Origin of the sequence: Brevibacterium linens ATCC 9172 (assembly GCF_900169165.1) — a bacterium.
Taxonomy (GTDB): Bacteria; Actinomycetota; Actinomycetes; order Actinomycetales; family Brevibacteriaceae; genus Brevibacterium; species Brevibacterium linens.
Genome location: NZ_FXYY01000004.1, coordinates 177,638 through 201,748 on the forward strand (window position 1 = coordinate 177,638; position 24,111 = coordinate 201,748).

Genomic DNA, 24,111 nt, shown 5'->3' on the forward strand with positions numbered 1-24,111 from the left:
GATGACCGGGCGCCTCTACCTCGACACCGCGGCCGCGGCCCCCGTACGCCGGGAGGCCCTCGAAGCCGCGTGGCCGTATCTGGCCGGCGCGTTCGGCAATCCGTCGAGCCATCACGAGTTCGGTCGCGGCCCCGCCGACGCTCTCACCGACGCCCGGGCTCGGGTAGCGAAGGTGCTCGGAATGCGCGCCACGGACATCACATTCACCAGCGGCGGCACCGAGGCGGACAATCTCGCGATCATCGGCATGGCTCTCGGGCACCAAACCCAGGGTCGGGCTCAGACCCAGCGTCGGGCCGGGACCGCGGTGCCGCCTCGGCGACATATCGTCACCTCCCCCATCGAACACGAAGCGGTGCTCGCCTCGGTCGAGTTCCTGGCCCGCGTCCACGGATTCACCGTCACCGAGGTGGCCCCGACCTCCGACGGGACCATGACCGAACAGGCGCTGGCCGCGGCCGTGCGCCCCGACACCGTGCTCGTGACCGTGGGCTATGCGAACAATGAGATCGGCACCGTCGCCGACATTCCGAGCTTGGCCGGCATCGCCCATGACGCCGGCGCCCTCTTCCACACGGATGCGGTGCAGGCGGCCGGCTGGCTGCCGCTGACCGGGTTGGGCGTCGATGCGCTCAGTTTGGCCGGGCACAAGGTCGGTGCGCCGAAGGGCATCGGGGTCGCCGCGATCCGCGCCCGCGTCCCCGTCGAACCGCTCATCCACGGCGGCGGGCAGGAGTCCGGACGCCGTTCGGGCACGGAGAACGTGGCCCTGGCCGTCGCGTTCGCCACGGCCCTCGAACTCGCCGAGGCGGAGCGGCGTGAGGCCGCCGATCGTGTCCGGGCCGTCCGCGATGAGTTCATCGCCGCTGTTGTCGACAGCGTGCCCGGGGCGTTCCTCACAGGCGCGGCGGGCACGGCCGGGTCTGACGGTCGGGAGACTCGGACTCCGAACCATGCGTCGTTCTGCTTCTCGCACACCTCCGGAGAGGCGGTGCTGCTCGAGCTCGAACGCCGCGGGGTGACGGCGTCGAGTGGTTCGGCCTGCGCGGTCGGCTCCGACGAGCCCTCGCATGTGCTCACGGCATTGGGGATTGCCGCCGAGGTCGCGCAGACGAGTGTGCGCTTCACCTTCCCGTCCTCGATCACCGGCGAGCAGGGACGCGCTGCCGCGCAGTCCGTCATCGCCGCCGCCGGGAGCTTGGCCACGAGCTTCGCCTGAGGCTTTTCGGGGCCGCTGAAGCGAGCTTCGTCTCACTCCGGCGTGCTTTTGATCACCTTCGCGCTCACCAGGTGGGATACCCCTATCTTTCTCGGTACTTTGGGGCGAGACTGAAAGAGACGCATTCGTCTCAGGGTGTGAGGGGGCCGCCATGGATCTATTGATTCTGTTCATGATCGCAGTGATGTTCGCGACGATCGTCTTCGTCATCGGACGATACGCCTGCCCGAAGCATGACCGAGTGCCCCTCATCGAGGTCGATCATGTGCTCCTCTGGACCGCCCTGCGCCGCGGTTGGCATGTGCTCGGATCCTTCGGACCGCTCACTCCCTACCCGGAGGATCCCTCGGGCGCATCCCGCGCCTGAGGTTCTGCCTCCTCAGTCGGGGCGAACCTCCGTCACCTCAGTCAGAGCGAACCTCCGTTGCCTCAGTCGGAGCGAACCTGCCGGACGATCGCCGCAGGCCAGTTGCGCACAGCTGTTGTTAGAGTGACAACATGCCTTCCCCTTCTCAACCGCATCGGAACCCACCGAATGGAACCGCCGCGCTCATCTTTGTGTGTCTCTCGATCCTCGTCTTCCTCGGGTTCTGCGTCTGGTTCTGGGTGCAGGCCCCGGACACCGTGGCCACCCATTTCGATTCCGGTGGTCAGCCCGATGACTGGACGTCGAAGGCCGGACTTCTGGGGATCTTCGTGCCCGTGGGGCTCGGCCTGCCCACCCTCATGTCGATCCGGCCGTTGATTGCCAAGCTGCCGATCTCGCTCATCAATGCCCCACACAAGGAGTATTGGATCGAGCGAGGCGACAAGACCTACCTCGTCGACTGCCTCATGGAACTCCTGCGCATCACCGCCGGACTCACCGCACTGCTCATCGCAGCCATCCTCGTCATCATCGCGGAGACAGCACGTTCGGCGACGATGCCGGAATGGCTGACCGTCGTGCCGACGGCTGTCTTCCTCGTCGCCACAGGACTCGCCGTCTGGCGCTTCTACCGCAGACTCACCCCGCCGAGGTGACCGCGTCGTCGGCGACGGCCACCCCGCCGAGGTGACTCTGCGGTCCATCCCGACCGCAGGGGTGGGAACGCTCCCGCCCTCCCACCGGGGTGACCGACCAGAGGTCAGGGCCGCCTCGGCGAGGGAGATCCGATGCTCCCCGGGGTCAGACGGTGACTTCTTGGGGCAAGAACACGGAGACGTCCCAGTTCTGCATCGCGTGGGCCGACGCCCAGAAGTGGAGTTCGTATACGCAGGCCTGTTCGAAGGCGGCTCGCATGCGGGCGGATTCCTCGCTCGGGGCCTTCGCGAGTTCCTGTTCGAGGATGTGCACAGCGTGGCGGGTCGATTCGTCGAATTCCGGTGAGTCGTAGGTCTGCACCCAGGTGCGGTAGGGGTGGTCATCGGACATCTGACCGGCCTGGTCGATCAGCACCTTGCCCATGTGGGCGTACACCCAGAAGCAGGGCAGCACTGAGGCCACGCCTTCGCCGTAGGATCGGCTGGCGGCGTTGGCGACGAGGAAGGACACGTAACCCAGCGTCGTCGGGGAGGCCTTGAAACGGGAGCCTTCCGCGGTGAGCTCCTCCAGCGCCGAGGCGAGTCGGGCGTCGGCGAGCAGCTCTGCGTGCATCTCCTCTTCGACGGTGATCGCCTCGGCGGCGGAGCCTGCCCAGAATCGGGATTCGTCACGGTCGACGGTCTTCGCGGCCAGGAACGACATGGCCTTCGCATACCCGTTGAGATAGAGACTGTCCTGCGAGATGTAATTGGCGAACGCCTTCGGACCGAGGCTGCCGTCGGCGAGCTGGGCGAGGAACGGCAGGGCTTCGATCTGCTCGACGATGGGGCGAACGCGGTCCCACAGCTGGGTGGTCAGTGGGCCGGCGGTAAAGGTGACGGTCATGGGAACTCCTTTGTGCTCGTGTGACGTGGTGATTCGTATGACGTGGCGGTTCGAGTGAGTTGGCGCTTCCGGTGAGGTGGTGGTCAGGCGGGATGGATACCTCAGGCGGGTCGATCGCGGACGATGTCGACCTGGTGGTCGACGGGTCCGTGGGCGCCCTCCGGATCCAGACTCAGCTGCCAGTCCGCAGCCGAGTTCAGGGCGCGAGCGAGAAAATCGAGGGCATTGCCGACAGCCTCGCCGAGGAGGTCGGACCCGATCGCCGCGCGTGACCGATCTTTCCCGGTCGGGGCCGCCGGATCGGCAGGTCCCCCGGCGGCAGCTGCGCGTTCACGGCCGAGGACGGCCACCTCGGCGGTGATCGCAGCCGAGAGAGTGCACCCTGTTCCGTGCGTGTTCATCGTCGTCACGCGGGGGTGGGTGAACTCCCGGACCTGACCGTCGCTCGTGGCGAGGATGTCGATGACCTCGTCATCGCTACCGTGTCCGCCCTTGAGCAGGACCGCTCCGGGCCCGCGCTCGAGCAGGCGCCCGGCCTGGTCACGCATGGCTTCGGTCGTCTGCGCTTCGGGTTCGTCATCGCTGATGAGCAGGGCCGCCTCGGGGAGGTTGGGGGTGATGAGGTCGGCGACGGGCAGCAGGTGGGTGCGCACGGCGTCGACGGCATCGGCCTCGAGGAGGCGATGGCCGGAGGTCGCGATCATCACCGGGTCGACGGTGAAGAAGCCGAGCCGGCCTTCGGCGGCGCGGGCGACGACGAGTTCGACGAGGTCACGGCTGCCGAGCATCCCCGATTTCGTCGCATCGACGGGCAGGTCGCCGAGCACGGACTCGAACTGATCGGCGACGAAATCGACGTCGATCGGATAGACGCGCGACACCCCGTGCGTGTTCTGCGCGACGAGGGCGGTGATGACGGTCGTGCCCATGGTCTTCCGCGCGGTGAAGGTCTTGAGGTCGGCGTGAATCCCGGCGCCGCCTGAGGGGTCGGTGCCGGCGATGGACAAGGTGATCGGCGGGCGGGTCGTCACTGGTCGCTCCCGGTGAAAGCGGCCAGCAGCTCTTCGGCCGCCGACTTCGGATCCTCGGCCAGGCAGATCGCCGAGACCACGCAGATTCCGATCAGTCCACGTCCGTGCAGGTCGGGGGCACGGTAGGCGGTGATACCGCCGATGGCGACGGCGGGGATTCCGGCTTCTGCCGCCAGCTCGCCGAGGCGGTCCGGTCCGATGCCGTCGGGGGCGTCGGCTTTCGTGGAGGTGTCATAGACCGGTCCGATGCCGACGAGGTCGACGACTCCGGAGTTGCGGGCGGCGGCGAATTCGTCGCTGTTGGCGGCCGAGAGACCGATGAGCGGTGCCGCACCCAGGGCGGCGCGCACCTCGGCGACGGTGGCATCGGTTTGGCCGACGTGGATGTGCACGGTCTCGCCTTCGTCGATGAGGCGGCGGGCCACCTCGACGCGGTCGTTGAGGACGACGGGAACCGTGCGGTCGGTGCCGCGGGTGGCGGCGTCGACGGCGGCGATGACCTGGCGGGTGAGCGAGTAGAACCCTGCGTCGTCGATGTCCTTGTCGCGGACCTGGACGATGCCCACTCCCCCGGCGACGGCGGCCTGCACGGTCTCGGCGACGCTGCGACCGGCGGCTTCGCATTGCGCGGAGTCGGTGACGAGGTAGAGGCGAGTGTCGATTCCGGCGAAGCGGTCGGTCGCGGCAGCGCGGTCGGTCGCGGCGGCTCCATCGGTCGCGGCGGCGCCGTTAGCGGCGGCGCCGTTCGGGTTGTCAGCGATGTGGGCGGATCCGGCGGTCATGCTTCGACGCCTTCGCCGGCGGCACCGCTGCCTGAGGTGAGCGTGTCGAGGCTGATTCTCGTCTCTGCGAGTCGGTCGCCGTCGACGGCGTGGAGCGCGTCGAGGAAGTTCACCGAGTAGCTTCCCGGCCCCTTCGCACCATCGGCGGCGAGTTCACCGGCGACCGCGAAGTGCGCGTGGGCGGCGACGACGGCTTCGAACCTCGCCGAGGCGGCCCCACCGTTCGCGGACCCGTCCGTGGCGTTGACGGCCGAGGCATCGGCGTCGGGGTCGGCCAGTCCTGCCCGGGCGGCAGCCAGGTAGGCGACGGTGACGGCACCGAGAGAGCACCCGGTGCCGATGACCAGCGGCATGAACTCATGTCCGCCGGTGATGCGGGCGACGTGGACGGTGCCGTCGATATGGGCGACGACGGCATCGGTGGGTCCGGACACGGCGACGATCGCACCGGTTTCCCTGGCCAGCTTTGCGGCGGCGGGGAGGACGGCATCGACTTCATCGGTGGAGTCGACTCCACGACCGCCGAGTCCGACTCCGGCGAGAGCCGCGACCTCGGAGGCATTGCCGCGGATAGTTGTGGGGTGATCGGCGGCGGCGCGGCGGATGCGGGAGGTGCGGAAGTCGACGGCGCCGACGCTCACGGGGTCGAGGACCCAGGGTTTGCCGGCGGCGTTGGCGACGTCGATGGCGGCATCGGCGGCGAGCAGCTGATGGTTCGAAGCGGTGCCGAAGTTGACGAGGACTCCGCTGGCGATTCCGGCGAACTGTCCGGCGTCGGCTTCGTGGTCGAGCATCGCCGGGGAGGCGCCGACAGCCAGGAGCACGTTCGCGCTGAACTGCTGCACGACGGTGTTCGTGATGCATTGGATGAGTGGATTGCTTGCGCGCAGTCGCGCATTCGCAGAACGCAGGTCGAAGTCAACCATGACGATCCCTTCGCTAGTATGGCCCAGATCAGGTTCGATGGGTGTTCTCTCAGCCTCGGTGTCCTCCGTGCGCAGCGTCTTGGTGCGAACGGATCCTCGTGAGGCACCCCATGTCATTGGCTTCGACTGTATCAGCCCGGCTGAGGCACGGCGACTCCTTGGATGCTCAGTGCCGACCGCTCGACTTGACGTCGCTGTATCAAGCAATGCATTGCGCGCTCGACGCTCAGGCGAGCGGTCGGCAGAGGGAGCTCTTGCGGAACCGAGAGGTCGACGACAACTTGAGCGCTCAGCGCTGAGCGGACGCCCCTGTGCCGCCGACCCGGCACTACCCGCGCCCGACGTACCTCTGGCCTCGGCGGCTGAGCGCATCGATGACGACGGCGGTGAGCAAGACGAGCGCGGTGATGATCTGCTGTGCATCGGAGTTGAAGCCGATGAGGTAGAGACCGTTGTTGATCGCGCCGACGACCAGTGCGCCGAGCACTGCCGCCCAGGCAGTTCCGCGACCACCGAACAGCGAGGTGCCGCCGATGACGGCCGCAGCGATCGCGTTGAGCAGGTCCTGCGTGCTCACCAGCGTCGATCCCGCGTTCGTCGTCACTCCGGTCTTGATGAATCCGAACAGAGCGGCCAGCACTCCGGCAGCCATGAACACGCTGATGCGCACCCAGGTCACGCGGATGCCGGCACGCCGGGCGGCTTCGACCTTGCCGCCGACGGCGTAGATCGAACGACCATAACGGGTCTTGCGCAGCACGAGGTCGATGATGATCGCGATGACGATCATGAGGAAGAACGGCATCGCCAGACCGAAGTCCTGATTGACGAGGATGAGGAAGCCGAACACGATCGCGGCCAGCAGGACGATCCTCACGATCACCGAAGTCCAGCTCGGAGCGCTGAGACCCTCCCGGTGGCGGCGCAACTTCGAATAGATGATGCCGACGCCGAATCCGATGATCGCGATCGCACCGAAGACATAGGCCCAGATCGCCGGGAAATAGAAGCTCGCGAAGTCGAAGGCGAAGGTGTCCGACATCGACAGGTTCTTCTGCGTACCCAGGGTTGTCAGCGTCAGGCCGGTGAACGCGAGCAAGCCGGCCAGGGTCACCACGAACGCCGGGATGCCGACGACGGCGAAGAACCAGCCCTGGATCGCACCGACGACCAGGCCGAGCAGCAGCATGATGACCAGCGCCAGGGCCGGCGGCACACCTTGCCTCACCACCAGAACACCGAGCAGCGAGGCGGCCAATCCGCCCAACTGCGCCAGGGAGAGGTCGATCTCGCCGAGGAGCAGGATGAGGTTGATGCCCAGGGCAAGTATCGCGAGGAATGCGACCTGGGTGGAGAGGTTGACGAGGTTGGCCGGAGAGATGAAGTTCGAGTCGGCCGTCTGGAAGACGATGACGATGACGATGAGGGCGAAGATGACCGGGAACGATCCGAGCTGGCCCTCTTTGACCCGTCGCAGGAACGTTCCGACGACGCCTTCGTGAGAGATCCGTTCGTCGGTGATGAAGGAATTGCGGGTCATCGACGCTCACCCCTCCGTGCCGCACGCTTGGTCACGACGTTGTCGCTGGCCCCGGTGATCGCGGCCACGAGCACGTCCGTGCGTTCGTCGCCAGGGAAGTCACCGGCGTCCTTGCCCAAGCGCAGCACGTGCACCCGCTCGCACACAGCCTGCACGTCAGCCATATTGTGGCTGACGAGCAGCACCCCGAGGTCACGTTCCTTCAGCCGTTCGATGAGGTTGAGCACCTCGGCCGTCTGGGCGACACCGAGCGCCGCCGTCGGCTCGTCGAGCATGACCAGGGAGGGTTCGCCCAGCAGCGAGCGAGCGATCGCGACGGTCTGACGCTGACCGCCGGACAGGGCCGCGATCGGCACTCGCACGCTCGGGATCTTCGCTGACAGACTGCGCAGCAGCTCCCAGGATTTGGCCTCCATGGACACCTCGTCGAGCACTCCGCCGCGGGTCTTCTCATGTCCGAGGAAGAGGTTGGCGACGACGTCGAGGTTCTCGCACAGGGCCAAGTCTTGGAACACGGTGGCCACTCCGGCCCTCTGCGCGTCCTTCGGGGAGGAGAACCTCTGCGCCGTTCCGTTCATGATGAGCTCGCCCTCATCGGCGGCATGGACTCCGGCGATGACCTTGATCAGCGTCGATTTGCCGGCGCCGTTGTCGCCGACAAGGCCGACGACCTCGCCGCGGCCGACGCTGAGATTGATGTCGGTCAGTGCCTGAACGGCACCGAATCGCTTGTTGATTCCGCGCAGTTCGAGCACCGGCTCGCTGTCGCTGCCCGGCGTCCGCGTCGCCGCAGATGCCTGGTCAGGTGTCTCTGGTGTCATCTGTTCCTACTTGTCGCAGTCGTTGACCCCGGCAGCCGGCGACCGGTGATGGTCGCCGGCTCGAGGTCGGTCGCATCAGATCGTGAGCGCGCACGTGCTCACTTCACGCCGGCATCGGCACAGAGCTTCTCCACCTTGCTCGTGCAGATATCAGAGGCCTTGATCTGGTCGCCGACGATGTCCTTGATGTTGTCCTTGGTCACGACCTTGGCCTCGACGAAGTCCGTCGGGGTGTCTTTGTAGGTCGTGCTCGCTTCGACGTCCTCGCCCGCAGCCAGAGCCACAGCGGCCTTGGCGGCGAACTCCGCCTGCGGTGGGATCGACTTGTAGATCGTGGCGAACTGATCACCCTTGAGGATGTTCTGCAGACCGTCGACCTCAGCGTCCTGGCCGGTCACCACGGTTTCGACCTTGGCCTTCTTCGTCGCGGCGATGACGCCGCCGGCGGTGCCGTCGTTGGCCGCGTAGATGGCGATCGGCTTCTCACCGTCGCCCTGCAGCTGGCCTTCGACCCACTGGCGGGCGTCGTCGGGGTTCCAGTCGAGGGTGTCATGGCTGGCGGCGATATCGACGCCGGCACCTTTGAGAGTCTCTTCGGCACCGGCCTTGAAGTCCGCGGCGTTCGGGTCTTTCGGGTCACCGTTGACCATCCACACCGGGCCCGATTTCGGGTCGACTCCGGCCTCCTTGAGCCCGTCGAGCACGGCCTGGCCTTGGAGGTTGCCGATCTTCTTGTTATCGAACGAGGTGTAGTAGTCCGCGCCCTCGAAGAAACGGTCGTAGGAGATGACCGGGATCTTCTTCGCTTCTGCCTTCGACAGCGCCGATGCCACCGCTGAGGCATCGACTGGGTCGAGCACGATGGCATCGACACCTTCGGTCACTGCGGCTTCGAACTGCTGTTGCTGCTGGGTCGCATCCTGATTGGCGTTGCGGTATTCGACCTTCGCATCCGGATTGGCCTCTTTGAGGTACTTCTCGAAGTTCGGTTTGTCGAGCGACTCGTATCTGGTGGTCTTCGACTCGGGCAGCAGCAGTGCGATCGTGACGTCTCCGTCGCCGCCGGATCCGCTGTCCGCCTCGTCGTTTCCCTGCCCTTTCTGATTGCCGCAGCCGCTGAGTGCAAGAGCACCGATCGCGACCGAGGCGCCGAAGAGCGCCAGCTTCTTGTGGGACTTAAGGTTGTGCCTCATTGTGAACCTTTCAATCAATCTGACAACGTTGTCAGGCTGTTGAATATGATTCGCTCAACGCCGTCTGCTGTCAACTGTTTCGACAAAAGTTTTCAGCGGGTGTCCGGCGGCTCTTCACCGCTGCCACGAGCGATGACGCACAGCGCGTTGTCGAAATCGGGCACGCTGTCGTCGACACGACAATGCCCCATCGTCTCCGCCGCGATCGGGCCGTTTCCCTCACCGAGGCGGCCCCCGCCGGCCCCGGCAGCGCTGGGTTCCACCCCCGCACCGCTGGGTTCCGCACCGGCCCGGAGCCTGCGGACCGCCTCGGCGGCAAAGGACTCGACGTTGCGATCGACGACGGTGACGTCGAGGAGTTCGGCCGTGGGGAAATCGTCGATGCCCACCAGGGCCGGCCATTCGCCGAGGCGGCGGCAGGCATCGATGGCGCCCTGCGTGAGCGTGGCCGAGAGGGTGATGAGGGCACCGGGGGCGCTGCGGGAGCCGAGCCAGGCGGCGACGACGTTCTTTGCGCTGGCTTCGTCGTGGGCGTCTTCGCGCATATACGCGCGCCAGCCGACACCGCGACGGCCGGCGACGGCATCCTGGATTCCCTGCAGGCGGCGGGTGGTGATGAGGCTGGGCGATTGATCTCCGATGACGCCGAGTGCCATGTGTCCGTGTGCGAGCAGCTGCTCGGCCGCGAGGCGTCCCGCTTCACGGTCATCACCTGCGACGATGCCGATGCCGGGACTGTCGACCGCCGGGTCCAGGGAGACGATTCTGGTGCCTGGCGCCGAGGCGGCTCGTGCGTAGGTCTCGGCCGCCTCGGGGTGGGCGCGGATGACGATGATCCCGGTCAGATCGTTGGCGAGGCATTCGTCGAGGAAGGCTTCCTCCCGGTCGGGATCGTCACCGACGACGGTCACTACAGGGCGCAGGTCGACGGCTGCGAGTTCGGCTTCCACGGCGGCGAAGGCACGAGCCTGAAAGGCGTCCCCGGCATCGGAGAGGACCACGCCGATATAGGGTGAGCGGCCTCCGGCACGCAAGCGCCGGGCTGTGGAATTGAGTCGGAATCCGAGTTCTTCTGCGGCGGTTTCGACCTTCTCCGCGGTCGAGGCGGCAACGTGCTTTTCGCCGTTGAGGACGCGGGAGGCCGTCTTGATGCTCACACCGGCGCGGGCAGCGACCGTGGCCAGGGTCGGCCGATCGTTCTGCTTCGCCATGTGCGCACCTTTGAGTCTGAGGACCGATTCGTGACTCTGCGCAGCGACGCGCAGGCAACCGTTGGAATGATACTAACCGCTGAGGTGAAGGATGAACGCACTCGCCGAGGTGGGGCTCCGCTGCGAAGCCCCACCTCGGCGATCGCGGTGTTCGGACTTCGGCGCCTCACCCACCGCTCAACTCAGCGCCGACCGCACACATCGGCTCGGTCGCATCGCATCGACCGCTCAAGTCCGCACCGACCGCGCGCCGCATAGCTCGCTGCAGTGTCGCTGAGGTGAGCGGTCGGCAGATAGCGGCCGCGTCAACGGTCCCCGGGATCAGTCCGGCAGGCTCGTCACTGCCCGGTTGAAGTCCATGGCGGTCTTGATCCAGAACGCCAACTGTTCGTCATCACGGACAGACTCTGCGCTCACGTTGATCCATCCCGGCCCCATGTTTCGCCCGGTTCCCATCTCGGCTTGGGCCGCATCCGGTCGCTTGAGGAGCTCGTCGTGCCGAGCGGCATCGACTCGCGCTGACGGTGCCAACGGCATCCGGGTGGGGGATTTCGGGGGTCTGAAGGGGTGCTGAGGTGGGTGTCGCTTCGGTGTCATAGAGCAGAGAAGTCGTCACTGTGAGGTTTCCTCCTTCGATGATGCGCACCGCGAAGCGCGGCTCGCATTAGGGAAACCTACCCTAACTTTCCGGGTTGGCGAAGAGAGTCTTCGCCGATCCGACAACTACGGGCGTCGCGCATCCGTCGGGCAAGACCGTGCCCGCGCCCAGGTCTCATGCGGCAAGGAGGCTGTTCGCACTACGGGCGCATCGGGCAGAAAAGCGCTGAGTGGCCTTCGTCACATGCAGGTGTGTTGTCCAACATCGTGAGACGTTCATGGCGGATCCGGCTCCCGAGTTCCGGACGCCCCGTGCGGAGTCCCGAGGCATAATTCCGCACAAATCGTCCGGAACTCAGCCTTTACCGCTTCGCCTCAGCAAATATGGGTCGCTATCGGATACTTTTGTCGCCGGAAAGTATCCGATGCTGACCTAGATCTGCCGCTCGTTGGGCGCCTGGATCAATCCTCACAGAACGATTCGTCGTCGATCAGCACCGCCGCCAGGACCGTGCAGATCACGAAGACTCCAGAGGCTGTGGCCACAGGAATCATCAGGCTGATTGTGCCCAGAAGGCCTCCCGCCAAGGAGCCGATGGCAAGTCCGGACAGCCCCATGACGCGAGTCGCGCCGCCGACCTTTCCCAGCAGCGAATCGGGCACGAGCCTCTGGCGGAGCGAAGTCGAGCAGATGTTCCATACGACCGCGTGGAAGATGTAGACGGCCAATAAGGCTCCTGCGATCAGCGGGTCTGTTGTGAATGTGAGCCCACCCAGCGATAGCGCTCCGAGCAGAAGACTCGCGGCGATGGTCCATTTCGCGCCCAGTCGGCGTCGCAGTGCGGGTGCTGCAAAGGTTGCGAGGAGACCGCCGAGTGCGGAGAACGCGAGGAGGAAACCATAGGCTGTCTCACCGAGTCCGAGCCGGTCTCGGGCGATCAGCACGAGGATCGAAAACGCCAGCATGTATCCGATACTGGCTAGGGCACCGATCAGAGCAAGCCCACCGACGAGTTTGTGACGAGCCAGCCACGCAAGGCCGTCCATGGATTCGCGGTACATCTCCATGGGCGAGGGGAAGCTCCCGGCGATCCGCTGCTGTGACGACAGGTCGTGTTCGCGTCGGGCCCGGCGGGCGGGCAGAGCCAAAGCGATCAGACCCGCTGCTGACCACAGTCCTCCCATTGCGAAGACCGGCGCTGACGCTGCGACCGCAATGAGAAGTCCTCCTAACGGAGGTCCTACGAATTCATCGGCGACGAGTTGCGCAGCGGCGATTCTTCCATTTGCTGCCTCCAATCTTCCACGGTCGACCAGCGACGGCAGGATTGCGACGGCAGCGTTGTCCGCAGTGCTCTCCAAAGCGGCCACCACCGCCATGGCAAGGTAGAGCGCGACAAGTGACGACAGCCCGAACTGCAATGAGAGCGCGAATCCCAGCAGCGCGAGTCCCCGCAGAAGATTGGCAACGACGATCAGTTTCCGGCGTTCAAGTCGATCCACGACAACACCGATAGGCAATGCGACGAAGAGGCGGACGACCGCATAGAGGGTAGCCAAACCAGCGATGATTCGCGGGTCATCGGTGAATGACGCAGCGAGCAGAGGCATCGAGACAAAGGCCAGGCCATCCGCGAGATTCGAGAGTGCATTGGCTCCCCACAGCACTCGGAAGCTGCGGCTCAACGACATTTAGTCAGTCTACGAGAGTCTGTGCCTCGACCCGCTGCTCTGCGCAAGGAGAAGAGCCTGCGCCTCGACCCGAAGCTCTGCGCAAGGAGAGAGGAACGGCAAGTGCGAGGCACCACGCTCGCTGAGTTCCGGACGCCCCGTGCGGGGTCTCAGCACAGAATCCCGCACGGATCGTCCGGAACTCCACCTTCGCCCCTCCGCTTGAGCAAACTTAGGTCACCATCGGATACTTCTGTCGCCGGAAAAGTATCCGATGCTGACCTACTTTCGGTCAGACAGTATCCGAAGCTGACCTAGAAATGCCGCGCACTCGCGAACGCACGAAAAAGCCGCAACCCCCGCGCATTCGCAGACGCACGAAAAAGCCGCAGCCTCCGCGCAAACGCGGAAACTGCGGCTTCTCATCGACCAGAGTCCCCTCTGCCAGAGGTCCTGCCTACCTCACTTCACGACGTAGTTCGGGGCCTCGACGGTCATCTGGATATCGTGCGGGTGACTTTCCTTCAACCCAGCCGTGGTCAGACGGACGAACTTGCCCTTGGCCTTGAGCTCGTCGACGGTGCGGGCGCCGACGTAGAACATCGTCTGGCGCAGACCTCCGGTGAGCTGGTGGGCGACCTGCTTGAGGTGACCGCGATAGGCGACACGACCTTCGATGCCCTCGGGGATGAGGTCGGTGTCGGTGGCGATATCGGCCTGGAAGTAGCGGTCCTTCGAATACGACTTGCCCTTGCGCGGAGCCATCGCGCCCAGCGAGCCCATGCCACGGTAGGCCTTGTACTGCTTGCCGTTGACGAAGATGAGTTCGCCCGGCGACTCGTTGCACCCGGCCAGCAGGGATCCGAGCATGACGGTGTCGGCACCGGCGACCAGCGCCTTGCCGATGTCACCGGAGTACTGGAGTCCGCCGTCGGCGATGACCGGGACGCCGGCGGCTCGGGCGGCCTGAGCGGCGAGGTGGACGGCGGTGACCTGCGGGACGCCGACACCGGCGACGACGCGGGTGGTGCAGATCGATCCGGGTCCCACGCCGACCTTGACGGCGTCGACTCCGGCCTCGACGAGCGCCTGCGCGCCTTCCTTCGTGGCGACGTTTCCGCCGATGATCTGCACGCCGGAGAACGCCGGATCGGACTTGACCTTCTTGATCATGTCGGTGACTCCGCGGGCGTGACCGTTGGCGGTGTCGACGACGAGGACGTCGGCTCCCGCCTCGGCGAGCAGTCCTGCACGCTCGTAGGCGTCGCCGTAGAATCCGACGGCGGCACCGACACGCAGGCGACCCTCGTCGTCCTTAGTCGCCAGCGGGTATTCCTCGGTCTTGACGAAGTCCTTGACGGTGATGAGGCCCTGGATGACGTTATTGTCATCGACGAGGGGCAGCTTCTCGACCTTGTGTTCGGCGAGCAGCTCGAAGGCCTTCTCGGCGGCCACGCCGACGGGGGCGGTGACCAGCGGCATCTTCGTCATCGTCTCGGCGACGGTGCGCGTGGGGAATTCGCTGCGGGTGACGAAGCGCAGGTCGCGGTTGGTCACGATGCCGACGAGCACATTGTTCTCGTCAACGACGGGCAGTCCGGAGATGCGGTACTTGCCGCAGATCTCGTCGAGCTCTTCCAGCGTCTTGTCCGCGGTGATCGTCAGCGGGTCGTTGATCATGCCCGATTCGGAGCGCTTGACGTAATCGACCTGGTTCGCCTGATCCTCGGCGGAGAGGTTGCGGTGGATGATGCCCAGTCCGCCGATGCGGGCCATGGCGATCGCCATCCGGGATTCGGTCACGGTGTCCATCGCCGCGGAGACGAGCGGAATGTTGAGTTCGATCTCCTTGGTCAGCCGGGAGGCCGTGGAGGCTTCGGAAGGGATGACATCGGTGTCGCCTGGCAGGAGGAGGACATCGTCATACGTGAGTCCCGTCAGCGAGAACGGATCGTTTGCGGCCTGTGATTCCTGCTCAGGGTTTCCCATGAAGACAGCCTTTCGACGCGAAGATACGGTGGCTCAATGCTATCGGAGCGCGACAGCCGACGGCTATGGGTTCAAGTACCGAGCACTGTGAGACTGGCTACACAGGAAAAGCTGTCGGATTCGTGCGGGAAACCTTCACCGAGGCGGCTCATCGTCAAGCCCTCACCGAAGCAGGTGGCCGCCGCCCCATCCTCACCGAAGCTCTACCGCCCCTCCCCCACGGACCGTGCGAGGTCGAGGGTCGAGGCTTCGGAGTCGTCGAGGTGGATGCGCAGCAGCCCTTCGGCGCCCTGCCGGTCCCCGGACTTCATCTTCTCGAGGATATCCCGGTGCGGATTCGCCCAGTGCGAATGGTATTTGCCGGGTTCGGGCGAGCGCGAGAACGTCGTCGACAGCCGAGCCATGAGGTTGAGGTAGAACTCGTCGAGAAGCGGTGAACCGAGGAGGCCGACGATCGCGCGGTGGAACGATGCCGAGTGTTCCTGCGCATCGGCCCAGGTTTCGTTCTTCGGTGCGGTTTCGGCCCGGACCACGGAGGCTTCGACGGCGGCCATCGCCTCGTCGGTGGCATCCTGCGATTCCTGGACGGCGCGGATCTCGAAGACTCGGCGGGCACGGTAGAGGTCCTTGAGCTCGTCGATGCCGAAGGTGGAGACGAAGAAACCCCGGTTGGGCTCCTGGGTGAGCAGCCCGGCGTGGCGCAGCAGGCTCAGCGATTCGCGGGCGGTGTTGCGCGAAACGTTGAACTCCTTGGCCAAGGCACCATCGCGGACCGGGCTTCCCGCCGGGTATTCACCACTGGTGATGCGGGTGCGGACAAGGGCGACGATCGCCTCTGACGTGCAGCCGGGGGAATGTGGACTCATACCACCAGGCTACCGTGTCCCCGCCGACCATGGGCGAACTTCGCCGCCGACTCTGCCTGAGCCGACCGCTCAGGACGCAGCGACCGCACCCGGGTCGAGGCTCAGATGCGAGCTGAAATGGCGCGGGCACCCCGTCAGCGGATCGTCGAATGCGATCTCCGCGGCCAACAGCTGCAGTGGTGACGTGAAGTCGTACGGATCCGGGGCGAGATCGACCGGATAGACCGGATCACCGAGGATGGGCAGCCCGAGCCCGTTCATGTGCACCCGCAGCTGGTGGGTCTTGCCCGTGACCGGCGCAAGTTCGTACTCGGCAATCCCTCCCCGAGGCGGACCTTCGTCCTCGTCTCCCGCCCATTCGGACGGTGCATGGTCACCTCCCCCTCGCCGAGGCGGCCCAACTGCATCCGTATCCACTCGAGTCCCGCTGGGGCTGAGTCCCTGTGCTCCGATCGTGCGCACGAGTCGGATCCGACTGACCGCGTTCGGCTCCCCTGCGACTTCGAGCACCTGGCGTCCGCCGACAGGCTTGACCAGGCGCGATTCCCGGACAATCGGGAATTCGAGCTCCGGCGGCGGGGCCGGCGCCAGAGCTCGGTAGGTCTTGTGAACCCTGCGGTCTTGGAACAGACGCTGGTAGCGGCCGCGCGTCTCGGGCCGTTTCGACAGAACCAGCAGACCGGCGGTGATCCGGTCGAGTCGGTGGATGGCGACGAGGTCGGGCTGGTCGAGATCGACACGCACCCGGGTGACGACGCATTCGCGCACGAAGCGCCCGTTCGGAGTGCTGGCGAGGAAATGAGGTTTGTCGACGACGATCAGATCCTCGTCCTCGAACACGATCCCGACGTCGAAGGGGATCCGCTCTTCGGCCGGGACCGGGCGATGGAAGAAGTAGAACCCGCCGGGAATGACCGGATCGTCCCAGGTCACCGGGCGCCCCGCCTCGTCGCACATGTCCCCATCGGTCAGCAGCGCCTGTCGGGACTCGGGGGCCGCCTCGGGGAATTCGGTCTCCAGCCAGTCGCCGATCGAGTCGGGAACGGGCAGGTGGTTCTTCGCATGGGTGGCCTTGCCACCGGGGGCCCGCAGAGCGGTCGCCGAGATTCCCTCTCGGGGCGGAAGCGGACTGCGGGGCATGGGGCCAAGTCTATGCGGTGCCGCCTTCGTCCCCAGCCGATGCGGCGCCACCATCGGCGCGGTCGCGGAAGCTTTCGCGCGAAAGCACGGTCGCGAAAGCACTGGCACGGAGGCACGGTCGCGAAAGCACCGTCGCGGAAGCACGGTCGCGAAAGCACCGTCGCGGAAGCACGGTCGCGAAAGCACCGGCGCGGAAGCTCTGGAACCGCACAGAATCTGCCGGATACCGCAGATCGGCCGCGGTTTCCGCAAAACTCCGAGACGCCTTCGAATTCCCGCCGGCCGAGCACCTATGGTGGGACACATGGACCGCATCGAACTCACGCAGGATGTCCTCTGCGAGAAGGTCGTCACCCCGATCGTTCTCGGAATGTTCGCGAACTACGAATGGGACAGCATCGCGATGCTCCGAGACACCGAGGATGAGCGTCGGCTCATTGCGCGGATCGTCGTCGCCGGGGAGGCCATTGAAGTCCTCCTCGACTTCCCCGGAAACGAGGAGAGCCTCTACGACATGCAGGAGCGACTGGTCGCAGAGTTCCGGGCGTTCATCGACAGATCCGAGTTCGGGGCACGTCGCACTTCGGAGTGGGAAGCCGATTCGTTCAATCTCGAACAGAAGCCGGCTGTCGTCTCCCGCACACCGCGACCGGATTTCGACGGACCGCCGGACTGCGTTCAGCGTCGCCTGCGCTACGGCGGGAGGGTCATGCGCGTCGACCGCCGCCGCTGCGTCTCCGCGCACCGCCGCAGCTGAACAACCGCCCCGCTGCACCCTGCCCCCACCGCACTCGGCTGCGCGCCGGAGGCCCCGCGTCGCGGCACAGTTTGAGTTGAATAGCCCAGTTTCAAACATGTGCTGTTCAACTCAGACTGTGCTTTCAGCGACAGGGCATCCCGCTCACGCCCGGGCGACGAGGAAGTCGATGTCGACGCCGTCGGGCAGGGCACCGTATTCGCGGCCCCGATCGGCACCGAGGCGGGCCGCCGCAAAACTCGATGCCACCTCAAATGGCGCGGATTCGAAGAGGATCGCCACCTGCATGAGCAGCGCCATCTTCTCCACGAGAACTCGGCCTCGCCCCTGCAGCGCCGCCCGCGCCGCCGCATCCCCGGAATCCAGATCCTGCACCGCTGACTGCAGCGACCGCGCCAGCGATTCGTAGGCTGCATCGAAGTCCGTGTGCTGGCCCAATCCGGTCTCGAGGAAGCCGAGGAACGACTTGGCACTTCGCGGTTCACGGGCCAAGGCACGCAGCACGTCGAGGACGATGACGTTTCCGGATCCTTCCCACACCGCCATCACCGGCTGCTCCCGGTAGCGGCGGGCCAGGGGGAACGCTTCGGTGTAGCCGTTGCCGCCGAGGCACTCGAGTGCTTCGTACGCGTGCTCGGGCCCGCGTTTGCAGATCCAGTACTTCCCGACAGCCGTGGCAAGGCGCCGGAAGTCGGCCGCCTCGGCGCTGTCGTCGTCATAGGCGGCGGCAAGATGCAGCGCCGTGTAGGTGGCCGCTTCGGTTTCGAGCTGGAGGTCGGCGATGACCGCGCGCATGAGCGGCTGGTCGATGAGCTTGGTGCCGAAGGCCGCGCGCCCACGGGCGTGCCAGGCCGCCTCGGCCACACTTTGGCGCATCCCCGCGGCCGAGCCGAGGACGCAGTCGAGCCGGGTCTGGGCGACCATCTCGATGATCGTGCGCACTCCCCTGCCCGGCTGCCCCAGCAGCCACCCCTGGGTGGCGTCGAACTCGACTTCCGAGGAGGCATTGGATCTGTTCCCCAGCTTGTCCTTGAGCCGCTGGATCCGCACCGAGTTGAGGTCACCGCCGGGCAGCACTCGGGGCACGACGAAGCAGCTCGGTCCCTCATCAAGTTGGGCGATGACGAGGAAGGCATCGGACTGCGGAGCCGAACAGAACCATTTGTGGCCGGTGATGAGGTAGTGGTCGCCGACCGGGACCGCAGTGGTGGTGTTCGCGCGGATGTCCGATCCGCCCTGTTTCTCCGTCATCGCCATGCCGAAGGTCACTGCGGACTTCGTCGCCGGGTCGACCCTCCGCGGATCGTACCCGGCGGCGGTGGCACGCGGCACCCAGAAATCGGCGAGAGCGGAGTCGACGAGCAGGGACGGCACGACCGCGTGCGTCATCGACACCGGGCAGGCGTGGCCGGGTTCGATCTGGGAGAAGAGCATGAATCGCACGGCGCGTTCGACGTTCGCCCCCGGCCCGGGGTGCGTCCAGGCGTAGGAGTGGGCTTCCGCATCGAGTGCATCGCCGATGATCCGGTGGTAAGCCGGGTGGAATTCGATCTCGTCGACGCGATTGCCCCAGTCGTCGTGGGTCCGCAGCACCGGCCCGTGGACGTTGACCAAGCGTGCGTCGTTGATGAAATCGGCGCTGCCGACGAGCGCCCCGATGCGCTCGAGCTCATCGTGCGAGGCACCCGGCGAATAGTGGGCGAGCGCGTCTTTCAGGGCCGTATTCAGCGAGAACTCGTTGATATCTCGCCGAGGCGGCGCCTGGTTGAACACCGTATGCGTCGTCCGCGGGGTGGTGGGGTCCGACCCGGGGTCTGCCGAGCGTGCGGCTGCAGGGTTCGCTTTCGTTGACGCGGTGTCGGGCGTCGTGGTCATGGTTCTCCTAATGCGGATCTGGTGTAGGTGGTCAGTGCCTTGATGAGGGACTCGATCTCTGCGGAGCTCGGATTCGGGGTGGCCGGATCGAGGATGTCGACGAGGTTCTCTCCGACGCTTCCGACGATCGACCGGGCGACCACCTCGGCGGGGATCGTCGTGCCGCCCACCCGGTCAAGGGCTGCCCCGATGGCGGCGACGTATCCGCGGCGCAGCCGCAGACGTTCGCTCTGCACAGGCTCGGGAACCTCTTCGAGCAGCAGGGCGTGGGCGAGCCTGCGGCCGGCCACGGCGCGGCGGACGAAGACTTCGACGGTCGATTCCGCGACCTCGGCGGCGGTGGATGCTTCGTCGACGGTGCCGGCGATGACGTCGAGTTCGTGGCCGGCGGCCTGGGCGAAGACCAGCCGCAGCAGCTCATCACGGCTGCTGAAGTACGTGTAGATCGATCCGGCGCTGCAGTCGGCCTCGGCGGCGACCGCGGCCACACTCGCCGAGGCGAACCCTCCGCGGGCAATGACATGTCGAGTGGCGCGTTCGATGCCGGCCCGACGCGCCTCGGCATTGGCCCGGGTGCGCTGGGTTGCGCGGTACGCCATCCTCACCTCGGATCGTCGAAGAGCTCACTTCCCCAAAGAAATGAATCGTGGTTCAATTGTTTTCAGTATGGCACTCGTCACAGGGAGAAGCAATGAAGCTCGGAACCATGCTCGATACCACCGTTCTGCGGCACCCGGACAAGGAGGCTCTGGTCTTTGAGGACCAGCGCTTCACCTACGCCGAGCTGCGGCACCGAGCACTCAAGGCAACCCAGGTGCTCGCCGACAACGGCGTCGGCTCCGGCGATGTCGTGGCCATTATGACCTTCAACGTCCCGGGGTTCGTCTTCGCCGCCTTCGGTGCGTGGTACCTCGGCGCGACCGTCGTGCCGGTCAATCACAAGTTCCAAGCTCCGGAGGTCGAATACACGATCGAGCACTCGGGAGCGAGGCTCGGCATCGTCAGCACCGAACTCGCCGAGATCGCGCGGGCCGGGGCACCGGACATCACCTGGCTGGAGACCGAGCCCAACACCCCGGGCAGCTTCGACGTGCAGCTCGATGCCGCCGCAGAGGCCGAACCCGGCGACTTCACCGACGAGCAGGTCGCGCAGATCCTCTACACCTCGGGCACAACGAGCTCACCGAAGGGATGCGTGCATTCGCACCGCAACATCTTCCAAGTCGGCACTCTCATCAACCTCAATATGGGCTACCGCAGCGACGACCGGTACCTCATCTGCATGCCGATCTGGCATTCGGCGCCGCTGAATATCGCCCTCATCCCGACGATCCAGATGGGTGGGACCGTCGTCCTCCAGCGGGCGTATCACCCGGTGGAGTCGATGCAGATCATCGCAGCGGAGCAGATCACGACGTTCTTCGGACCCACTGTCGCCTATGTCGCGCCGATCATGACCGCGAAGAAGCTCGGCTTCGATTTCTCCGACTACGACTTCTCGTCCATTCGCCGGTGGAACTACGGCGGCGCTCCGATCGACCGCGCGACGGCGGCCATGCTCATCGAGGCCTATGGGACGAACCAGTTCTACAACCTCTTCGGCATGTCCGAGATGGGGCCGACCGGCTGCCTTCTCGGACCTGAGGACCAGCTCCGCAAGGCCGGATCCGTCGGCAGGCATGCCATGGTCGGCAACGCCATGCGCGTGGTCACGGCCGACGGTGCCGAGGCAGGTCCCGGTCAGACCGGCGAGATCTGGTTCGCCGGTGACACCCGGATGCGCGAATACCTCGGCAATCCCCAAGCCACCGAGGCGGCCTTCGAGGGCGAGTGGTACAAGACCGGTGATCTCGCACGGCTCGACGAGGACGGGTATCTCTATATCGTCGACCGCTCGAAGGACGTCATCATCGTCGGCGGCGAGAATGTATTCTCCCTCGAGGTCGAGGAGGTTATCATCACCCACGAACGGGTCGCCGACGTCGCGGTGGTGGCGAAGCCGGATCCGCAGTGGGGCGAGCAGGTCGTCGCCTTCATCACGACCACCGATGGTGAGGACTTCGGTGTCGAAGAGCTGCGCGACCACCTGGCCGACAAGCTCGCCCGCTACAAGCTGCCGCGCGAAGTACTGACCGTCGATGAACTGCCGCGCAACCCCTCAGGCAAGCTGCTCAAGCACAAGCTGCGCAGCGAGGTGGCCGCCGACTGAGGCCCGTCCGTCTGTGTCTGCATGAACAGCCGCAGTCCGGCGGTCGGCAGGGCGATCCCGACTCCGGGCACAGCCTCGGTGAGGCGTCCTTCCCGGCGCCTACCTCACACGGCTTCGAGTGCCTCGACGGGACTGATCGAGGTGGCCGCGCGGGCGGGTTCGCGGCTGGCGACGAATACGGCGATGAGGGTGCAGACGATGACGGCGATGACCGCGATGACAACCGCCCAGGGCACGCTCGGTGCGAAGAGGCCGAGCAGGGGCGAGAGCAGGGTCAGTGCGCCGACCCACCCGAAGACGATGCCCAGCGGGACGGCGACCGCGCAGGCGGTCAGGCTCAGCTGCAGGCCTTCGGCGGTGATCATCCGACGCACGCGCTTCGGGGTCTGGCCGAGCGCCATGAGCAGCCCGATCTCCTGAGTGCGCTGACGCACGGAGAGCATGAGTGTGTTCGCGACGCCGATGATGGCGATGATCACGGAGAAGAGGATGAGGGTCAGCGCGAACAGCATCGACTTGTCGATGACGGTGGCCAGCGCGTCCTCGAGGCCGCCCCACCCTTCCTCGCCGAGCGACCGCGCGTACCGCAGCAGCTGATCGCGGAAGGTCGTCATGGCGGTAGCGAACATGACGATGAGCGTGATGCCGATGACGAGTCCGATGACCGTGCGGGCATTCCGGGTGGGATGGCGGGCGATCGTCGAGGCGGCCAACCGGGACACCGCGGTGCGCCCGCACAGCCAGCCGATCGCCGCCTGCAGGGGCGGCAGGATCCACGGATGGCCGATGATGACACCGAGGAAGGTCAGGCTCGACCCCAATGCGGTGAGCACCACGCTGATCAGGCTGATCCGATGGTCGGCAGCCCCGATCACGGCGTTGACGAGGAACGTCAGCCCCATCGACAGCAGAATCAGCGAGGCCGTGAGTCCGCCCAATGAGGCCCGGGCATCCTCGGGCCGGACCTCCACCGCCTGCGAGGTCGCCTCGATCGGCGAGATCCCGGTGATGCGGCGCGCCCCCAGGTACGCCGAAGCCCAAGTCACGATGATCGTGGCGAGGGCGGGAACGGCCATGGTCGGGGTGAGGAGGGCGACCTCCTCGGTGATGGCGCTGCCCAGATAATTCTGGGCCGCTTTCGCCAGCCCGGTCGATGCCGCGAAGGCGAGCACCGCGGCGGGGACGGAGATGATCAGTCCCTCCGCCGAGGCGGCCCTGCGCAGCCGTTTCGACGACGCCCCGATGAGGCGCAGCAGGGCCAGCTGGCGGCTGCGACCGGCGATGATGATCGAGAACGTATTCGCGATGACGATCGCGGAGACGAAGAGGGCGATGAGGAAGAAGGTGACACCGATCATCGAGAGGAAGTTCTGCGCTGTCTCGGACTCGGCGATGATCTTCTCTGACGACAGCCACGCGGTCAGGATCGCGATGCCCTGCATGATTGCGGTGCCGAAGAGGGCGGCGATGAAAACGACGAGGACGCTGGGGAAGAACTGCCGCGGGTTGGTCCGGATTTCGCGCAGCGGGTTCATCGGCTCACCGCAGTGTCGTCGCGTTCGTCGATGCCGAGCATGGTCGAGGCGATCGCCTCGGCGGTGATGGCGTCGTTCAGCTCGGTCACCGGGGTGCCGTCGGCGATGAAGATGACGCGGTCGGCATGGGCGGCGACGATCGGGTCGTGGGTGACGAGCACGATCGACTGGCCGAAGTCACGGACGGCCTCGACCATGATCGCCATGACCTCGCGACCGGACTTCGCATCAAGATTGCCGGTCGGTTCGTCGGCGAAGAGGATGTCCGGGCGGGTCGCGAGTGCCCGGGCGATGGCGGTGCGCTGCTGCTGGCCGCCGGAGAGCTCGTTGGGTCGGTGTTTGAGCCGGTCCTCCAACCCCAGGCGGTGAACGATCGTGGTGATCCAGGCACGCTCGTCGGCACCCGGCCGACGGTCGTCGAGTTCGAAGGGCAGGCGGATGTTCTCTTTGACGGTGAGCGTGGGCACGAGGTTGAACGCTTGGAAGACGAATCCGATCCGGCGGCGGCGCAGGGCGGTGAGGTCGTCGTCGCGCAGCTTCGTGATCTCCTGTTCGCCGAGGTGGACCGTGCCCGAGGTGGGACGATCGAGTCCGGCGAGGACGTGCATGAGTGTTGACTTCCCGGATCCCGAGGGCCCCATCACCGCGGTCAGCTTGGCCGGTGCGATGTCGAGGCTGACCCCGCTGAGAGCCGTGACCGCTGCCCCTTTCGGATCGAAGACCTTCGAAACGTCGCGAAGTCGGGCGATGGGCATCGTCGGGCCGGTGGTCATAGATTCCTCATGCGTCGGTGCACGCTGTCATTTCCAGACTAACGAGGATCAGCGCTCAGAAACATGA

The 24,111-nt window shown here is 65.9% G+C and carries 21 protein-coding genes and 1 riboswitch; of the genes, 5 read left to right on the plus strand and 16 right to left on the minus strand.

The window, feature by feature from the left end; translation table 11 throughout:
- The first annotated feature begins 1 nt into the window (after window position 1).
- The 3 genes from BLIN9172_RS05480 to BLIN9172_RS05490 all read left to right on the plus strand — a co-directional run bounded on the left by BLIN9172_RS05480 (window position 2) and on the right by BLIN9172_RS05490 (window position 2,242).
- Window positions 2–1,219: a cysteine desulfurase family protein gene (locus BLIN9172_RS05480; RefSeq protein ID WP_101554141.1), complete on the plus strand. Its 1,218-nt coding sequence runs from the start codon at window positions 2–4 to the stop codon at window positions 1,217–1,219.
- Window positions 1,220–1,370: 151 nt separating this feature from the next.
- Window positions 1,371–1,586 (plus strand): hypothetical protein, encoded by a 216-nt coding sequence (locus tag BLIN9172_RS05485; protein WP_127364732.1) that lies wholly within the window; start codon window positions 1,371–1,373, stop codon window positions 1,584–1,586.
- A 131-nt stretch (window positions 1,587–1,717) separates the two neighbouring features.
- Entirely contained in the window at window positions 1,718–2,242 is a 525-nt protein-coding gene (locus tag BLIN9172_RS05490; protein ID WP_101554143.1) for a DUF1648 domain-containing protein, read from the plus strand.
- A 145-nt stretch (window positions 2,243–2,387) separates the two neighbouring features.
- Here BLIN9172_RS05490 and BLIN9172_RS05495 read toward each other — a convergent pair whose 3' ends face one another.
- The 12 genes from BLIN9172_RS05495 to BLIN9172_RS05560 form a co-directional block, all read right to left on the minus strand.
- Window positions 2,388–3,128: a TenA family protein gene (locus tag BLIN9172_RS05495; protein WP_101554144.1), complete on the minus strand. Its 741-nt coding sequence runs from the start codon at window positions 3,126–3,128 to the stop codon at window positions 2,388–2,390.
- Window positions 3,129–3,229: 101 nt separating this feature from the next.
- Entirely contained in the window at window positions 3,230–4,159 is a 930-nt protein-coding gene (thiD, locus tag BLIN9172_RS05500; RefSeq protein WP_101554145.1) for a bifunctional hydroxymethylpyrimidine kinase/phosphomethylpyrimidine kinase, read from the minus strand.
- Window positions 4,156–4,941: a thiamine phosphate synthase gene (gene thiE, locus BLIN9172_RS05505; protein WP_101554146.1), complete on the minus strand. Its 786-nt coding sequence runs from the start codon at window positions 4,939–4,941 to the stop codon at window positions 4,156–4,158. The genes thiD and thiE overlap by 4 nt, the downstream gene beginning before the upstream one ends.
- Window positions 4,938–5,867, minus strand: coding sequence for a hydroxyethylthiazole kinase (gene thiM, locus BLIN9172_RS05510; RefSeq protein WP_101554147.1), 930 nt, complete (start codon window positions 5,865–5,867; stop codon window positions 4,938–4,940). Before thiM ends, thiE begins: the two co-directional genes overlap by 4 nt.
- Window positions 5,855–5,988: riboswitch (TPP riboswitch) on the minus strand. It overlaps the preceding gene by 13 nt.
- Before the next feature lie 207 nt (window positions 5,989–6,195).
- Complete coding sequence (locus BLIN9172_RS05520) at window positions 6,196–7,407, minus strand: sugar ABC transporter permease (protein WP_101554149.1); 1,212 nt, start codon at window positions 7,405–7,407, stop codon at window positions 6,196–6,198.
- Window positions 7,404–8,228 carry an ATP-binding cassette domain-containing protein gene (locus tag BLIN9172_RS05525; RefSeq protein ID WP_101554150.1) on the minus strand — a complete coding sequence of 275 codons (825 nt, stop codon included), beginning with the start codon at window positions 8,226–8,228 and terminating at the stop codon, window positions 7,404–7,406. The genes BLIN9172_RS05520 and BLIN9172_RS05525 overlap by 4 nt, the downstream gene beginning before the upstream one ends.
- 98 nt (window positions 8,229–8,326) lie before the next feature.
- Window positions 8,327–9,421 (minus strand): substrate-binding domain-containing protein, encoded by a 1,095-nt coding sequence (locus tag BLIN9172_RS05530; RefSeq protein ID WP_101554151.1) that lies wholly within the window; start codon window positions 9,419–9,421, stop codon window positions 8,327–8,329.
- A gap of 92 nt (window positions 9,422–9,513) precedes the next feature.
- Entirely contained in the window at window positions 9,514–10,632 is a 1,119-nt protein-coding gene (locus BLIN9172_RS05535; protein WP_101554152.1) for a LacI family DNA-binding transcriptional regulator, read from the minus strand.
- Window positions 10,633–11,691: 1,059 nt separating this feature from the next.
- Complete coding sequence (locus tag BLIN9172_RS05545) at window positions 11,692–12,921, minus strand: MFS transporter (RefSeq protein ID WP_101554153.1); 1,230 nt, start codon at window positions 12,919–12,921, stop codon at window positions 11,692–11,694.
- Window positions 12,922–13,362: 441 nt separating this feature from the next.
- Entirely contained in the window at window positions 13,363–14,889 is a 1,527-nt protein-coding gene (gene guaB, locus BLIN9172_RS05550) for an IMP dehydrogenase (RefSeq protein ID WP_101554154.1), read from the minus strand.
- 203 nt (window positions 14,890–15,092) lie between these two features.
- A complete protein-coding gene (locus BLIN9172_RS05555; protein WP_101554155.1) occupies window positions 15,093–15,755 on the minus strand; it encodes a GntR family transcriptional regulator in 663 nt (220 codons plus the stop codon).
- A 69-nt stretch (window positions 15,756–15,824) separates the two neighbouring features.
- Window positions 15,825–16,895, minus strand: coding sequence for a pseudouridine synthase (locus BLIN9172_RS05560; RefSeq protein WP_101554156.1), 1,071 nt, complete (start codon window positions 16,893–16,895; stop codon window positions 15,825–15,827).
- A 304-nt stretch (window positions 16,896–17,199) separates the two neighbouring features.
- On the opposite strand from BLIN9172_RS05560, the gene BLIN9172_RS05565 reads away from it, so the two are divergent.
- Entirely contained in the window at window positions 17,200–17,652 is a 453-nt protein-coding gene (locus BLIN9172_RS05565; RefSeq protein ID WP_145997924.1) for a hypothetical protein, read from the plus strand.
- Between the two features lie 144 nt (window positions 17,653–17,796).
- On the opposite strand, the gene BLIN9172_RS05570 is transcribed toward BLIN9172_RS05565, so the two are convergent.
- Window positions 17,797–19,527 (minus strand): acyl-CoA dehydrogenase family protein, encoded by a 1,731-nt coding sequence (locus tag BLIN9172_RS05570; RefSeq protein WP_101554158.1) that lies wholly within the window; start codon window positions 19,525–19,527, stop codon window positions 17,797–17,799.
- The gene (locus BLIN9172_RS05575) at window positions 19,524–20,126 is read right to left on the minus strand and encodes a TetR family transcriptional regulator (protein ID WP_101554159.1); all 603 of its coding nucleotides are present in this window, start codon (window positions 20,124–20,126) and stop codon (window positions 19,524–19,526) included. Before BLIN9172_RS05575 ends, BLIN9172_RS05570 begins: the two co-directional genes overlap by 4 nt.
- Window positions 20,127–20,218: 92 nt before the next feature.
- On the opposite strand from BLIN9172_RS05575, the gene BLIN9172_RS05580 reads away from it, so the two are divergent.
- The gene (locus BLIN9172_RS05580; protein ID WP_101554160.1) at window positions 20,219–21,736 is read left to right on the plus strand and encodes a class I adenylate-forming enzyme family protein; all 1,518 of its coding nucleotides are present in this window, start codon (window positions 20,219–20,221) and stop codon (window positions 21,734–21,736) included.
- Between the two features lie 104 nt (window positions 21,737–21,840).
- On the opposite strand, the gene BLIN9172_RS05585 is transcribed toward BLIN9172_RS05580, so the two are convergent.
- Window positions 21,841–23,271, minus strand: a complete 1,431-nt coding sequence (locus BLIN9172_RS05585; protein ID WP_101554161.1) for an ABC transporter permease — start codon at window positions 23,269–23,271, stop codon at window positions 21,841–21,843.
- Window positions 23,268–24,044, minus strand: a complete 777-nt coding sequence (locus BLIN9172_RS05590) for an ABC transporter ATP-binding protein (protein WP_101554162.1) — start codon at window positions 24,042–24,044, stop codon at window positions 23,268–23,270. Before BLIN9172_RS05590 ends, BLIN9172_RS05585 begins: the two co-directional genes overlap by 4 nt.
- Window positions 24,045–24,111: the final 67 nt, after the last annotated feature.

Coding starts and splice junctions, on each gene's coding strand:
- BLIN9172_RS05480 (WP_101554141.1), top strand. CDS start 2: ATGACCGGGCGCCTCTACCTCGACACCGCGGCCGCGGCCCCCGTACGC.
- BLIN9172_RS05485 (WP_127364732.1), top strand. CDS start 1,371: ATGGATCTATTGATTCTGTTCATGATCGCAGTGATGTTCGCGACGATC.
- BLIN9172_RS05490 (WP_101554143.1), top strand. CDS start 1,718: ATGCCTTCCCCTTCTCAACCGCATCGGAACCCACCGAATGGAACCGCC.
- BLIN9172_RS05495 (WP_101554144.1), bottom strand. CDS start 3,128: ATGACCGTCACCTTTACCGCCGGCCCACTGACCACCCAGCTGTGGGAC.
- thiE (WP_101554146.1), bottom strand. CDS start 4,941: ATGACCGCCGGATCCGCCCACATCGCTGACAACCCGAACGGCGCCGCC.
- thiM (WP_101554147.1), bottom strand. CDS start 5,867: ATGGTTGACTTCGACCTGCGTTCTGCGAATGCGCGACTGCGCGCAAGC.
- BLIN9172_RS05520 (WP_101554149.1), bottom strand. CDS start 7,407: ATGACCCGCAATTCCTTCATCACCGACGAACGGATCTCTCACGAAGGC.
- BLIN9172_RS05525 (WP_101554150.1), bottom strand. CDS start 8,228: ATGACACCAGAGACACCTGACCAGGCATCTGCGGCGACGCGGACGCCG.
- BLIN9172_RS05530 (WP_101554151.1), bottom strand. CDS start 9,421: ATGAGGCACAACCTTAAGTCCCACAAGAAGCTGGCGCTCTTCGGCGCC.
- BLIN9172_RS05535 (WP_101554152.1), bottom strand. CDS start 10,632: ATGGCGAAGCAGAACGATCGGCCGACCCTGGCCACGGTCGCTGCCCGC.
- BLIN9172_RS05545 (WP_101554153.1), bottom strand. CDS start 12,921: ATGTCGTTGAGCCGCAGCTTCCGAGTGCTGTGGGGAGCCAATGCACTC.
- guaB (WP_101554154.1), bottom strand. CDS start 14,889: ATGGGAAACCCTGAGCAGGAATCACAGGCCGCAAACGATCCGTTCTCG.
- BLIN9172_RS05555 (WP_101554155.1), bottom strand. CDS start 15,755: ATGAGTCCACATTCCCCCGGCTGCACGTCAGAGGCGATCGTCGCCCTT.
- BLIN9172_RS05560 (WP_101554156.1), bottom strand. CDS start 16,895: ATGCCCCGCAGTCCGCTTCCGCCCCGAGAGGGAATCTCGGCGACCGCT.
- BLIN9172_RS05565 (WP_145997924.1), top strand. CDS start 17,200: ATGGACCGCATCGAACTCACGCAGGATGTCCTCTGCGAGAAGGTCGTC.
- BLIN9172_RS05570 (WP_101554158.1), bottom strand. CDS start 19,527: ATGACCACGACGCCCGACACCGCGTCAACGAAAGCGAACCCTGCAGCC.
- BLIN9172_RS05575 (WP_101554159.1), bottom strand. CDS start 20,126: ATGGCGTACCGCGCAACCCAGCGCACCCGGGCCAATGCCGAGGCGCGT.
- BLIN9172_RS05580 (WP_101554160.1), top strand. CDS start 20,219: ATGAAGCTCGGAACCATGCTCGATACCACCGTTCTGCGGCACCCGGAC.
- BLIN9172_RS05585 (WP_101554161.1), bottom strand. CDS start 23,271: ATGAACCCGCTGCGCGAAATCCGGACCAACCCGCGGCAGTTCTTCCCC.
- BLIN9172_RS05590 (WP_101554162.1), bottom strand. CDS start 24,044: ATGACCACCGGCCCGACGATGCCCATCGCCCGACTTCGCGACGTTTCG.